14 protein-coding genes and 1 pseudogene are annotated in these 13,590 nt (G+C 59.4%); 12 read left to right on the forward strand and 3 right to left on the reverse strand.

All coding sequences use genetic code 11. The features are described from left to right. Positions 1-86 precede the first annotated feature (86 nt). Complete coding sequence (locus tag P3T40_RS42575) at positions 87-647, reverse strand: HAD domain-containing protein (protein ID WP_429273680.1); 561 nt, start codon at positions 645-647, stop codon at positions 87-89. Positions 648-755: 108 nt separating this feature from the next. After that, a complete protein-coding gene (locus tag P3T40_RS42580) occupies positions 756-1,886 on the reverse strand; it encodes a Fic family protein (protein WP_429273670.1) in 1,131 nt (376 codons plus the stop codon). A 158-nt stretch (positions 1,887-2,044) separates the two neighbouring features. On the opposite strand from P3T40_RS42580, the gene P3T40_RS42585 reads away from it, so the two are divergent. Next, a protein-coding gene (locus P3T40_RS42585; protein ID WP_429273681.1) for an IS6 family transposase occupies positions 2,045-2,738 on the forward strand; the annotation gives its coding sequence in 2 pieces (ribosomal slippage) (positions 2,045-2,500 and positions 2,502-2,738; 693 coding nt in all). A 168-nt stretch (positions 2,739-2,906) separates the two neighbouring features. On the opposite strand, the gene P3T40_RS42590 is transcribed toward P3T40_RS42585, so the two are convergent. After that, positions 2,907-3,821, reverse strand: coding sequence for a LysR family transcriptional regulator (locus P3T40_RS42590; RefSeq protein ID WP_429273682.1), 915 nt, complete (start codon positions 3,819-3,821; stop codon positions 2,907-2,909). A 107-nt stretch (positions 3,822-3,928) separates the two neighbouring features. On the opposite strand from P3T40_RS42590, the gene P3T40_RS42595 reads away from it, so the two are divergent. The 11 genes and pseudogenes from P3T40_RS42595 to P3T40_RS42645 all read left to right on the forward strand — a co-directional run. Beyond that, positions 3,929-4,918 (forward strand): 2Fe-2S iron-sulfur cluster-binding protein, encoded by a 990-nt coding sequence (locus tag P3T40_RS42595; RefSeq protein ID WP_429273671.1) that lies wholly within the window; start codon positions 3,929-3,931, stop codon positions 4,916-4,918. A gap of 16 nt (positions 4,919-4,934) precedes the next feature. Then, positions 4,935-5,981: a gentisate 1,2-dioxygenase gene (gene gtdA / locus P3T40_RS42600; RefSeq protein ID WP_429273672.1), complete on the forward strand. Its 1,047-nt coding sequence runs from the start codon at positions 4,935-4,937 to the stop codon at positions 5,979-5,981. A gap of 16 nt (positions 5,982-5,997) precedes the next feature. Then, complete coding sequence (locus tag P3T40_RS42605) at positions 5,998-6,714, forward strand: fumarylacetoacetate hydrolase family protein (protein WP_429273683.1); 717 nt, start codon at positions 5,998-6,000, stop codon at positions 6,712-6,714. Then, the gene (locus tag P3T40_RS42610; protein WP_429273673.1) at positions 6,711-7,973 is read left to right on the forward strand and encodes an aromatic ring-hydroxylating dioxygenase subunit alpha; all 1,263 of its coding nucleotides are present in this window, start codon (positions 6,711-6,713) and stop codon (positions 7,971-7,973) included. The genes P3T40_RS42605 and P3T40_RS42610 overlap by 4 nt, the downstream gene beginning before the upstream one ends. Next, entirely contained in the window at positions 7,970-8,446 is a 477-nt protein-coding gene (locus tag P3T40_RS42615; RefSeq protein ID WP_429273674.1) for an aromatic-ring-hydroxylating dioxygenase subunit beta, read from the forward strand. Before P3T40_RS42610 ends, P3T40_RS42615 begins: the two co-directional genes overlap by 4 nt. A 2-nt stretch (positions 8,447-8,448) precedes the next feature. Then, the gene (locus tag P3T40_RS42620) at positions 8,449-8,775 is read left to right on the forward strand and encodes a non-heme iron oxygenase ferredoxin subunit (protein WP_429273675.1); all 327 of its coding nucleotides are present in this window, start codon (positions 8,449-8,451) and stop codon (positions 8,773-8,775) included. A gap of 37 nt (positions 8,776-8,812) precedes the next feature. Beyond that, entirely contained in the window at positions 8,813-9,877 is a 1,065-nt protein-coding gene (locus P3T40_RS42625; RefSeq protein ID WP_429273676.1) for a maleylacetate reductase, read from the forward strand. A gap of 199 nt (positions 9,878-10,076) precedes the next feature. Next, the gene (locus tag P3T40_RS42630; RefSeq protein ID WP_429273684.1) at positions 10,077-11,162 is read left to right on the forward strand and encodes a porin; all 1,086 of its coding nucleotides are present in this window, start codon (positions 10,077-10,079) and stop codon (positions 11,160-11,162) included. Positions 11,163-11,415: 253 nt separating this feature from the next. Beyond that, positions 11,416-12,576, forward strand: a complete 1,161-nt coding sequence (locus tag P3T40_RS42635) for a methyl-accepting chemotaxis protein (protein WP_429273677.1) — start codon at positions 11,416-11,418, stop codon at positions 12,574-12,576. A 359-nt stretch (positions 12,577-12,935) separates the two neighbouring features. Further along, positions 12,936-13,286, forward strand: coding sequence for a MarR family winged helix-turn-helix transcriptional regulator (locus P3T40_RS42640; protein WP_429273678.1), 351 nt, complete (start codon positions 12,936-12,938; stop codon positions 13,284-13,286). A gap of 89 nt (positions 13,287-13,375) precedes the next feature. Beyond that, positions 13,376-13,590, forward strand: a pseudogene (locus P3T40_RS42645) (DHA2 family efflux MFS transporter permease subunit); the annotation flags it as partial.

Below are 13,590 nucleotides of genomic sequence, written 5' to 3' on the forward strand. Positions count from 1 at the left end.
GACACTGCAGCCAGAAACGCCACGACCCGTACATATCCGATCGACGGGTCGCCTGTTCGCGCCGAGCCCCTCCGGGCGACGCCAGTCTAGCGCGAGTTCGCTTGCCCCGAATTGTCAACGTGAGCCATCGCGGCCAGCTTTCTCGTGAATGCGTCGAGCACGGGGGGAGAGCCGAGTCCGAGCACTTCGTCGGTCCGGACCAGCTGCTCGCGGCACCACGTCGGCCAGTTACTGTCGTCGTCATCGATAGCCAGCCAGGCATCCGGTGAGCGGCGCTGGACGTCAGCCCAGACCTGCATCCCACGCGACATCTGCAGGAAGCCATCCACGCTCATTTGACGATGATAGGTCGCGCCAATGACACGTAGCCGCAATTCCGGCGGTAGACATTTGGTGGCCCTGCTCACGCTGTCGTACACCCGCACCCAGCTGGTCGACAGCACGATGCGCACTTCCGGATAAGGTCGAAGCAGATCGGCGACCAGATCCGCGTGTTCAAACAGCGTGTGTCCCGGGGGCGACGCGACGTAGGGCCGCCGCTTCCTGTCACGCCTGACGTCCTCGGGATGAAGTACACCGTCAAAATCAGGTACAACACCCGACCTCCCGTGCGTCTTGGCGAAGGTACGTGGGACAGAACCGCAGATACATCAAACGTGGTGGTCGGATTCATCGATCGTGGGATGCTAAAGCGGGGATCGGCGCCTGTATTCCGAAGTTGCCGGGGTAGCGACCAGGCTAGTTACCGGACCGAATCACTTCAGGCCAAGGCCGTACCATGCGCCGCGCCCACTGCCATGCGGTTCCAGATGTTCCCGTTCGACCAGTTCGCGAAAGTGCTGCTTCAAGGTGTTGCGACTGCTACCGGTCAGTCTGATGGCCTCGGCCATGGTAATACGCCCGTGCTCGCGGGCAAACTCAACGATCTGCAACGACAGTTCGGGCAGAGATGCCAGCACGATTTTCTCGCGCTCGACTTTCTTCTCGAGCCGGCGCACCTGTTCGGCAAGTGAGCGAAGGAAAAACATCAGCCATGGCTGCCAGTTGGGCGCCTCGCTGCGGATGGTTCCCTGCGTCTGGCGTAACGCCAGATAGTAGCCTTCCTTGTTCGCCTCGATGACGCTTTCCAGCGAGCTATACGGCACATAGGCGTATCCGGCCTGCAGCAGCAAGGTCGTCAACACGCGACTGAGGCGGCCGTTCCCATCCTGGAATGGATGGATCTCCAGAAATACGACCACAAAAATGGAAACGACCAGCAGCGGATGCAGGCGCGCCTTTGCGCGCCCATCGCTGACCCACGACACCAGATCGGTCATCAGGCGCGGCGTGTCGAAAGGGGAGGCCGTTTCAAAGACGATGCCGATCTGTCTGCCATTTTCGTCAAAAGCGGCCACACTATTGCTATTGTTCTTGTAGAGGCCCCGGTGCCGTTCGTCCTTCAGACTGTGCTGGAGCAGGATCTGACGCAGCTGCTTGATGTGATTTTCGTTGAAAGGGATGTCCTGCCACGAACTGAACATCAGGTCCATGACCTCGGCGTAGCCGGCCACTTCCTGCTCATCCCTTGTCTCGAACTTCTGGATGGCCAGATTCGACAGCAGTTGCTCGACTTCCCGGTCAGTGAGCTTGCTGCCCTCGATGCGGGTCGACGAGCCGATGCTGTCGATGGTGGCCACCCGCCGCAGCGACGACAGCCGGTCCGGAGCAAGGGTGCCCAGGGCACGCCATGCGCCTTTGAATTCGTCGATCCGGGCTATCAGGCCCAGTATCTCTAGTGTGATCTGTAGGGTGTCAGTTTTGAACATCAACCAATACGCCCATTTACACCCATTTAGTCCGGGTCGGAATGGGTGTAAATGGGGGAGAGAATGGATCGACCGCATGGTCTCCCGCCTTGGCGGCTCGCGCCCACGGCTTCCGCTTCCGAATCAGGACTACGGCTATAGGGGTAAAGCGCGCGGTTCCCCGGCCCGCGCAGATCTGTTCCACCTGCAGCATGGCCGGTTTCGAATGGCACTGGCAACCGGGGTAGACGCTCAGGCTGTTCAACGGCCGCCACTTTGACCGCGAAGTCATCGTCGTGTGTGTGCGTTGGTATCTGCGTTACAAGCTCAGCCTTAGAGACCTCGTTGAAATAATGGCCGAGCGGGGGCTGTCGTTGGCGCACATTACGATCACGCGCTGGGTCAAACGCTTCGCGCCTGAGTTGGTCAAGCGCTGGGACCGGTTTGCGAAATCCGCCGGTCGTTCATGGAGAGTCGACGAGACGTATGTGAAAGTCCGTGGCAAATGGGTCTATCTTTACCGTGCAGTTGACCACGCAGGAAAGACGGTCGACTTCCGGCTCAGCGCCAGGCGCGATGTCGCTGCGGCCAAGGCTTTCTTCGCGAAAGCGATCAGGAGTCAACGGCTCGCTCCAAAGACAATCACGCTGGACGGTTACGCTGCCTCTCACCACGCGGTGCACGAAATGAAGGCGAACCAGTTTTTTGCCCGCGGACACGAGGTTGCGATCGTCGAAGTACTTGAACAATTTGATCGAGCAGGATCATCGGAACATCAAGTCCAGGGTCAATGCAATGCTCGGCTTCAAACGCTTCAGGAATGCGGCCATTACGATATCGGGCGTCGAGTTGATGCATCGCATTCGCAAAGATCAGTTCAACCTCGCACGGTTGCGCATCAAAGATGCCACTGCGCCCGCTATTTGGAAGGCAGTCCGTCCCGCACGATGACGCAATCGTGAATACGCCGTTTTTCGCTCGCGCCATAATTTGCACCACAGCCCGGCGCGGCAGGTACGGCCGAGCTCGCGTTCACGCTGACGGAAATCGAGCTGCTGGAACGCGTCGTCCAGGACTCGTCTCGTAACGCACAGGCGCCGCCGCACCTACGCGACGTAATCAAGCTCGCCCGGCATCCGAGAACGTATCGGCAATCAGATTGCGCAGCCATTGATTGCCCGGTTCCTTGTGCACTTTCGCATGCCAGAAGATGTTGATGCCGATCCTTGGCAATTCAACCGGATGCTTGACGTACGCGAGCTTGAATGGCGCCAGACACTCCATTGCGTAACGTTCCGGAACCGTTGCGATCATATCCGTATTCGAAAGGATGTGCCCGACGGCGACGAAATGTGGCACGGTAAGCCGAACGTTTCTGCGAATGCCTTTTCGCTCGATCATGTCGTCCACTTTCGCATGTCCTGTTCCCGGGGAAACGACAACGATGTGGTCGGCTTCAGTGAACTGCTTGAGCGAAATCTTTTTCCCTTGAAGCGGATGACCCTGGCGAAACATGCATACATAAGCCTGCTGGAACAGGCTGCGCTGCAAGAATCCCGCCTTCAGTTGTGGCAGCAAACCCATTGCAAGATCGACCTGTCCTGCTTGCATCGCGTCCCTTAGATCCACCGCCGTGTTGCGCAGCGTGCTCACAGAAACATGGGGTGCAACGCGCGCCAGCCTGTCCATTAGCTTAGGCAAAAAATAGATTTCCCCAACATCGGCCATGCCAATGGTGAATCTTCTTGTGCTCGTGGCGGGGGAAAACTCGGCTTGCTGGTTCAACGAGCTTCGAATCGTGTTTAACGCGAAGCGGATTGGCTCTGCAAGCTGACTCGCGTAGAGAGTCGGCTCCATGCCCTTCGATGTGCGAATGAAAAGATCATCCTGAAGAAGTTTGCGCAACCGGCTGAGCGCGTTGCTCACTGACGGTTGCGTCAAACCAAGCTTATCGGCCACCCTGGCTACACGACGCTCGATGAGCAGTTCGTTGAAAACGACCAGCAGGTTCAGGTCAATGTCATTCAGTTCCAAAATCTCATTCATAAGGTAAATGTTGATTATTCACGATATCGCATTTACCAATGTTAGAGCAGTTCATAGAATTCATCCATGAAAGATTTCAGAGTAGAGCAAATCTCATGGAGCTAGTTGTCCGTCCGCTCAATCGCACGCTGTATGTACCTCCGGGCGCCAATCTGCTGGAGGTGCTGCGCGAGCATAACGTGCCGATTTCGTATAGCTGCACGGCTGGCCGATGTGGCACTTGCCGCTGTAAGGTCACCCGCGGCCACCTTCTCGAGTCGGGCTCGGAGACTCAGACAATCCGCGTAAACGAGGGCCAGTTTGCGCTGGCCTGCATGAGCGTATTGACGGAAAGCTGCGAGATCGAGGTACCCGAGCCCGACGAAGTCGTCATTCATCCGGCGAGGGTGCTGAAGGCCACGGTCGTGGCACTCGAGGACATGACGCACGACATCAAGCGGATCGTGCTTCGACCGGCCAAGCCGTTGTCGTTCTCGCCGGGGCAATACGCGCAAGTCCAGTTCACCCCGAACCACATCCGGCCGTACTCGATGGCAGGTCTTGCGTTAGACGAAGAAATGGAGTTCCACGTTCGTCTGGTCCCTGGTGGCCGGGTATCGAGCTATATCAGCGCTGAGCTCGCCGTCGGTCATTCGGTGCGCGTGAGCGGGCCGCTCGGCACGGCATATCTACGCGAAAAACACAGCGGGCCGATGCTATGCGTCGCGGGCGGGACGGGTCTCGCACCCATCCTGTCAATCGTTCGCGGCGCCGTGCGGGCCGGCATGGCCAATCCCATCCATCTGTACTTCGGTGTGAGGTCCCCACGTGATGTCTACGGGGGGAACTGGCTGGAAGAGCTTGCGCGCGAGCATCCCAACCTCTCGGTTCAGGTGGTATCGACCTCGGATACGACTGGGCAGTCCATGCGTACTGGCCTGGTAACCGATGCGATATCCAGCGACTGGGGCGACAGCCTGAAAGGCTTTCGCGCCTACCTTTGCGGCTCGCCTCCGATGGTGGAGGCGGCCTCATCTCTTCTTAAACAGCGTGGAATACCGCCCGAGCATATCTACGCCGACGCCTTCTACTCGAGCGGCCCGTAAATCGGAGACAACTACTATGCAAAGTCACACCATTGAACCAGAGCAAGCGCAGGCAAGGCGCGAGTACTACGACCGCATCAGTCAACAGAACCTTACTCCGTTGTGGGAAGTGCTCGGCAAGCTGGTCACGCCGACCCCGGCCTCTCACGCCGTAGCGGCCCTGTGGCGCTACGCGGAGATTCGCGAACCGCTCATGGAAGCAGGCCACCTCATCAGCGCAACCGAGGCTGAACGCCGCGTGCTGGTTCTGGAGAACCCGGCGCTGCGCGGGCGTTCCGCCATCACGCAGACCTTGTATGCGGGCCTGCAAATGATCTTGCCCGGCGAGATGGCGGCTGCCCATCGCCACACGCAGTCGGCGCTGAGGCTTCTGCTTGAGGGCGATGCCGCCTATACGGCGGTCGATGGGGAGCGTACGACGATGCGCCGAGGGGACTTCATCCTGACGCCTTCCTGGACATGGCACGACCACGGCAATCCTGGCAATCAGCCGGCCATCTGGCTCGATGGGCTCGATGTGCCGCTGGTGCAATTCCTCGATGCCAGCTTTTCGGAGCGCTCGAGCGTGTCCACCCAACCGCCTGTCAGGCCAGAAGGGGACAGCCTGAAGCGATATGGCGCGAACATGCTTCCAGTCGACCACAAAGTCAACGGAGTCTCACCGAGCCCTGTGTTCGTCTATCCCTATGAACGTACCAGGGAATCGTTGCTGGGGATTGCTCAAGGGGAGCCGGACAAACATCTCGGATTCAAGCTGCGTTACGTGAACCCCGCCACCGGCGGATCACCGATGCCGACAATCGGAGCCTATGCGCAGAGGCTTCCCCGAGGTTTCGAGACCCAGTCTTACCGGTGCACGGACGGTACCGTCTACGTCTGTCTGGAGGGTTCCGGCCACGCCGAAATCAACGGGGCCACGCACAGCTTTGGTCCCAATGACATCTTTATCGTTCCTTCCTGGAATGAGCTGCGTATCCATGCAACAACGGACACGCACCTGTTCAGTTTCAGCGATCGTCCGGTCCATCAGGCGCTCGGCCTTTGGCGCGAGTCGCGGGAGTAAAGAAATGACAAACCACATCGATTTTGCAGTTTCTCCTTCACCCCTTTACTCGCTGACCGTCCAGGGAAGCGAGCAGCGTTTTCCGGTCAATCGCATCTTCTGCGTCGGACGTAACTATGCTGCCCACGCGCGCGAGATGGGCAAGGATCCCGACCGGGATCCGCCGTTCTTCTTCATGAAGCCGGCCAGCGCCATCGTGGACGCCTCGGCGCCCGTGTCGGTTCGCTATCCGTCGATGACCTCGAATTACCAGTACGAGATCGAGCTCGTGGTCGCGATTGGCAAGGGCGGCTTTGAAATTCCGGCGAGCGAAGCGCTCGATCACGTGTTCGGTTACGCCGTTGGACTGGACATGACGCGTCGGGACTTGCAGCTTGCGGCTCGCGACGCGGGCCGGCCATGGGAGTTTGGCAAGAGCTTCAGTGAGTCGGCTCCGATTGGGGCGTTGCATCTCGTCGGCGAAACCGGACACGTGACTTCGGCGGCGATTGAATTGACGGTCAACGGGGCGAGCAAACAGGCATCGGATGTGGCAAAGCTCATCTGGTCGACTGCGGAGTGTATCGCGCACCTGTCGCTCTATGAAACGCTGCGCCCTGGCGATCTGATCATGACGGGAACCCCAGAAGGCGTCGGTCCCGTGGTGGCTGGAGATGTGATGCGTGGCCGCATCGAAGGACTCCCGGAAGTAACGGTGACCGTGATCCAGCAGAAAGTGGGGGCAACGCGATGACATCCACGATATTCCCTCAAACCGTCAAGTGGGAAGACGAGGGTACCAGCCGTATCCCTTTCATGGCGTACACCGATGAGTCGACCTACAAGAAAGAGCTGGAGAGGTTTTTCTATCGTAACCACTGGTGCTACGTCGGGCTTGAAGCCGAGATTCCGAACCCTGGTGACTTCACCCGTACCGTCATTGGTGAGCGGTCCGTCATCATGGTCCGCGGCGCCGACGGCCATGTCAACGTCATCGAGAATGCGTGTGCCCATCGCGGCATGGCGTTTTGCAGAGAGCGTCACGGGAACCGGAAAGACGGGTTCACCTGTCCGTACCACCAATGGAACTACACGTTGGAGGGTGATCTGCAGGGCGTTCCGTTTCGCCGGGGTGTGAAGCAGGACGGCAAGGTGCACGGCGGCATGCCACCTGAGTTCAAGTTGCAGGATAACGGCTTGACGAAGCTGAAGGTGGCAACGCGGGGCGGGGTGGTTTTTGCCTCGTTTGACCACGGGATCGAGTCGCTCGAGGATTTTCTCGGCCCGACGATCTTGCAGTGTTTCGACAGGACTTTCAACGGCCGGAAGCTGAAGGTTCTCGGATATAACCGGCAGCGCATTCCGGGCAACTGGAAGCTCATGCAGGAGAATATCAAGGATTCCTACCATCCTGGTCTTCTGCATACGTGGTTCGTGACCTTCGGACTCTGGCGTGCCGACAACCGGTCTGCGCTGAAGATGGACGTGCACAACCGGCATGCTGCAATGATCTCCACGCGGGGCAACTCGCTCAAGGCGTCTGAGGTCTCGCAGGTCGCGCGCTTCAAGGAGGACATGCAACTCAATGACCCGCGCTTCCTGGATATCGTGACGGAGCCCTGGTGGGGAGGCCCGACTGCGGTCATGACGACCATCTTCCCGAGTGTCATCCTCCAGCAGTCGGTCAACAGCGTCTCGACACGGCAGATCCAGCCCAACGGACACGGCTCCTTCGACTTTTTCTGGACGCATTTCGGCTTCGAGGACGATTCCGAAGAGATGACCCAGCGACGGCTAAGACAGGCCAACCTGTTCGGCCCGGCCGGATTCGTCTCGGCCGACGATGGCGAGGTGATCGAATTCTCCCAGTCGTCGTTCGAAAGCCGTCCGTCTCATCGGACACTGGCCGAGCTGGGTGGGCATGAGGTCACCGACACCGATCACATGGTGAGCGACACGCTCATTCGGGGCATGTACCGCTACTGGCGCGAAGTCATGGAGGCACCGGAATGATAGAGACCCTGAAAGACTGGATGGCGCTGACACGGCTATACGCAGACTATGCGAGCGCGGTGGACTCCGGCAACTGGAGCCTGTGGCCGGAGTTTTTCACGGAGCAGTGCGTCTATCGCCTGCAGCCCCGCGAAAACTTCGAACGCGGATTTCCACTGGCGACGCTTTCGTTCGAAAGCAAGGGGATGCTCAAGGATCGCATCTACGGCGTCCAGGAGACGCTCTTTCACGACCCGTACTATCAGCGGCACATTGTGGGCGCGCCTCTGGTGCACAAGGTCGAGGATGGTCGCATCTACTGCGAAGCCAACTACGTCGTGATCCGCACGAAGCTGAACCAGCTGTCGACCGTGTTCAATGCAGGTCGTTACGTCGACGAAATCGTTGCGACCCCCGACGGTCTGAAGTTTGCCTCGCGTTTGGCAATCTACGACAGCGAAATGATTCCGAACTCCATCATCTATCCAGTCTGATCATGAAAGCCGATGCGACTTTTTCGTGGCAGGACGTCATCGCGGTCGATGACGTGCCGGCCGATGACGTGGTCGGGGTAATCGTTGCTGGAAAGGACCTCGCCATCTACAGCGTGGATGGTGACATCTTCGCCTCCGACAACCTGTGCACCCACGGCCACGCCCGGCTTTGTGACGGTTTTCTTGACGGTCACGAAATCGAATGCCCATTGCACCAGGGGAAGTTCGACGTTCGCTCAGGCGAGCCGACCTGTGCCCCGGTAAGCGAGGCCATCCGGACCTATCCGATCAAGATCGAGAGCGGCCGGGTCTACGTCGCCTTCGAGTAGGAAGGCGTTCCACCAGAACATACAGAAGGGTGTTTCAATGCAGCCCGTTTTTGATTTCTTCTGCCATTCGCCGACCGTCATGTTCGGCGCTGGGCGCGTCACTGACCTTGCGGGCCGCCTCGATCAACTGGGAAAGTCGCGTGCACTGCTCATCACCACGGCGGGCGGCGCCCGCCGCTACCGCGAAGTCGCCGAAGTCCTCGCGTCACGGCTTCGCGCCTCGTTCGATGGCGCGGTGCCGCACTGTCCCATCGAGGTAGCGACTGCAGCACTCGACGCGTACCGCCGGCAGGAATGTGATGCCGTCGTCACCGTCGGTGGAGGCTCGACGATCGGGCTTGGCAAATATATTGCGGTAGAGACTGGCGCGCCCCATGTGACCTTGCCGACCACGCTCTCGGGCTCGGAGATGACACCGCTGTTCGGGGTACTCGTGGAGGGCGAAAAGCGCGCCAGGCGCGAGTCCAAAGCGCTCGCAAACACCGTCATTGTCGATCCGGTGCTGGCGCAATCCTTGCCGATCCGCGAGACTGCGACCACCGGCATGAACGCGCTCGCGCATTGCATCGAGGCGCTCTATGTCCCGAAGAGCAATCCGTTGACCAGCCAGCTCGCGCTGACCGGCATCGACATGCTCTACCGTGCGTTGAAGAAACTGGCGAACGAACCCACCGACCTGGAAGCCCGGAGCGAGGCGGCTTATGGCGCAACGATTGGCGGCTTGATGGTCAATTCGGTCGGCATCGGCATGCATCACCGGATCTGTCACGTACTGGGTGGGCGCTTCCAGGTGCCCCACGGCGCGTCCAACTGTGTCGTGCTGCCGCACGTGCTGGCCTATAACGCGCCGGCGATACCTGAGGCATGCGCGGCGATGGAGTCGATGATGGGCGCGCATCCCGCGGTGGCGCTACAGCGACTCGTACGCGATCTGGGGGCTCCGGTCGCGCTGCGCGAGCTGGGCGTTCCGGCCGACCGCATCGCCGCCATCGCCGGTGAATCTTTCCATCACATCGATCACAACCCCCTGCCTGTTGACGAGGCGTCCGTGCATACGTTGCTGCATGCCGCATGGGCTGGACAGGAGCCGTCCGTGAGGTGAGGGCGGCAGGGGCTTCATCGCACTATCCATCCGACGCTAGCGGTTTCGCCTTGAGGCCGCTAGCGGCAGCCGTTCGGCCTGCCCGCGTCTTGCGGCCACAGGTGCAGACTACGCAAAAAAATACATAACCTCTTATCTATTTGATTAGTACACCATAAGTTAAAAAAACAGCCGTAAAACACAGGAGACGTCAATGGAAATGCGTAGTGTGTTGAGGAGCATCGCGTTCTTTTCACTCGTGCTGATGTCACGTCTGGCGTACAGCCAGAGCAGCATCACGCTATACGGCATCATCGATACAGGAGTCGAATACTATAACCACGCTGCCGGTGGAGGCAGTTTCGCCGGGATGCCCACCTTGACGGGCGAAGTGCCTTCGGAGTGGGGCCTGACGGGCGTGGAGGATCTCGGGGGCGGCACCAAGGCGTTTTTCAAGCTGGAGAACGGCTTCGCGCCGGGCACCGGTGGCTTCAATTACGGTGGCCGGGAGTTCGGGCGACAGGCGGACGTGGGGCTGCAGACGGCCTACGGCTCGCTGACGCTTGGGCGGCAGAACAACATGTCGACTTACGCGGTCCTGAACGCCGACGTTATCGGCCCATCGATTCATTCGCTGTACGTCTTTGACAACTATTTTCCCAATGCGCGCAGCGACAACGCGATTGGCTACATGGGAAAGTTTGCGGGCGTGACCGTCGGCGCCACGTACAGTTTCGGGCGCGACGCGGCCGGGCCCGGCGGACCCGCCGCGACGAATTGCCCGGGGCAGGTGGCCGGCAATTTCCTCGCCTGCAAGCAATACACTGGCCTGATTGCCTACGATTCGTCCCGTTTCGGGGTGGCGGCATCGTATGACCGGATGCGTGGCAACGAGGGGGCCTCCGCACCGCTGACCAGCAGCGCCTACGCGGACTCCCGCTCTGTGGTCGATGGCTATTTCAAGCTCCCGAGTCTGAAGGTAGGCGGTGGCTGGATTCACCGCAACCTGTCGGCTGGCGCCGCGAGCATGGTCTATAACCTGTACTTTTTCGGACTTACCTATACGCCGATAGCGCTGCTGGCACTCGACGCGCAGGTTGACAAATACATCCAGTCGGGTGTGACGAGTTCGACTGAGCTGGTCGCGCGTGCCAGCTACTATCTGAGCAGAAGTACGTCTGTCTATTCATCCGTGGGTTATATGATCAACGGCCGAAACGGCAGCGCGTCGGTGGCTGCCGGCGGTACGGTGGAGACAGGTGCGGAACAGCTTGGCGTGATGCTCGGCGTGCGGCACACATTCTGAACCTCGGGACCCGGGCGTGACATACCGCGACCCGTTACCTTCATCGATTTGCCCGGGGGGCCGTCAGGCCGGGCAACGTCATCAAGGTTGCGGTCGAGCGCCTGGGCGAAATATCGGCGCGCGTTGCCCGACCGGCAGGATCGCGGCTTCGTAGGGCGGTGTGTCGCGGCCGGTTGGTCCGAAGCCTCCCTGCTCCCATATCAGGCATCAGTCTTCATGGCGCAGTCGCGCCGTCAATCACGAAGGATGCGAAGTGCAGAAATTCGTCTTCACGATCAGACTCAAGTTAATGCTCGTGTTCGGCACCTGGCTAGCACTGATGTCCGTCGTCGGACTGATGGCAATAGTCGCGCTGTTTAGCCTCGACGCGAACGTGGTTTCGTCGTACCGCCCATGGCTGATGAGTCTGATTGGACTGGCGTCAATGGGATTTTCCATCGCGATCTACTGTGGCCTCCACCTGGACCATGTCATATGCGGCGGGCTGAACCGCGTGGTGAGAATGTTTGAGGAGATTGCGACAACCCTTGACTTGTCAAAGCGATCTTCGAGTCCGCGCATAGACGAGTTTGGTCGCTCAGCCACCGCGTTCGACAAGCTGATGCGCAGCATGGAGGAGGCCATGTCCGCGGTGCATTTGTCGACGGATTCAGTTACCACGTCTACACGCGAAATTGCCGCGGGAAACCTTGACCTTTCTGCCCGCACAGAAGAACAAGCTGCGTCGCTGGAGGAAACTGCATCCAGCATGACGCAATTGACCGGGACGGTGAAGCAGAACGCGGACAATGCGCGTCGGGCGAGTGCACTGGCCACGAATGCAGCGGAAATCGCTGGTGCAGGCAGCGATGTCGTTCAAGCCATGGTTGCCACCGTTGAGAGAATCAGTGGTAGCTCGAACAAGATCTCCGAAATCACGGGAGTGATTGAAGGAATTGCGTTCCAGACCAACATCCTTGCGCTCAATGCCGCTGTGGAAGCGGCTCGAGCTGGCGACCAAGGAAGAGGCTTTGCGGTTGTGGCCGGTGAAGTTCGTAGTCTGGCTCAGCGATCTGCGTCTGCGGCAAAGGAAATCAAGGACCTGATTGCCTCATCTGTAGCCACGATTCAGGATGGCTCGCAACAGGCCATCGAAGTTAGCAGTGCGATGGGTGGGATTAAAGATGCTATCCGGCGTGTTTCCGAAATCGTCGGTGAAATTGCCGTTGCATCGGATGAGCAAAGTCGTGGCATAGAACAGGTCAACCAGGCCGTTAGTCAGATGGACCTGGCGACGCAGCAGAATGCGGCGCTGGTCGAGCAGGTGGCAGCAGCGGCCCATTCGCTCGAGGACCAGGCATCCAGACTAAAGATGGTCGTTTCGTCATTCAAGCTTGCTGATACAACCGGCGTCGCGGAACCAATCGACCTGTAGTCCTGCGCGCAGCCCCGTCGGAAAATGCCGGACGCCGGCTTCGTGACGGCTTTTCGCGCGCAAGTTATCGGTAATCAACCGTTGCCCGATGGCCGGTCGTCGTAGAGGCTACTGGACGAGTGTGGAGGTGGGCCCGCTGGAGTAGAAGGAGATTCGCAGACTCGTTTTCTCCAATGGGGCACGCAAAATGGATGCGCCTGACTCGGGCCAAAAAAGTCTTTGCATATATCTGATAAGTCAGATATAGTATGAATCAGTAACGGAGATATCAGCAATGGATCACTATTCGGCGATTTTTTTGGCCGGGTCAGAGCATCGTCTTTGCGCTGAGCAAAGCACGCCACCTGCTCACGGCGGAAATGGATGTGGCGCTCTCGGGTACCGGCGTCACCAGTTCGCAGGTCGGCGCGCTGCTGCTCGTGTCGGGGGACAGCGCGCACACCTCGGTGGAATTGTCCAGGATGCTCGGCATCGATTCGGGATTCGTGACACGAATGGTCGACCGGCTGGAAAGGCAGGGTCTCGTGCGCCGGACTCGCGACAGTCTGGACCGGCGGGTGGTCAGCCTGACGCTGACCGAAGCGGGACGGGATGTCGCCACGCGGATCGCGGAGCTTGCGCCGGCGATGTTGAACCGGCGCCTGGCGGGCTTTACCCAACTGGAGTTCGCAACCTTGTGCAGGCTCCTCAACAAGTTACTGGATGGCTAGGCCATTTTTTTTACCCATTTATCTGACACATCAGATAAATAGCGCCGGCTTCAGGACCGCCGGCCGTCAAACCCCTTAAAGGACGCAAGATGAACCCGCCGAAACACGCGAGCGCTCCGGCGCCATTGGTTGGCTGGCAGTTTGCACTGGGCACGTTTGCCGTGGCCCTCGCTACTTTCATGAATGTGCTGGACTCGTCGATCGCCAACGTCGCGATCCCGACGCTCTCCGGTGACCTGGGCGTGTCGGTGGATGAAGGCACGTGGGTCATCACGCTGTTCTCCGCGGCCAACGCAGTGGCGAT

It is taken from the genome of Paraburkholderia sp. EB58 (assembly GCF_050436665.1).
In the GTDB taxonomy this organism is placed as follows: Bacteria; Pseudomonadota; Gammaproteobacteria; order Burkholderiales; family Burkholderiaceae; genus Paraburkholderia.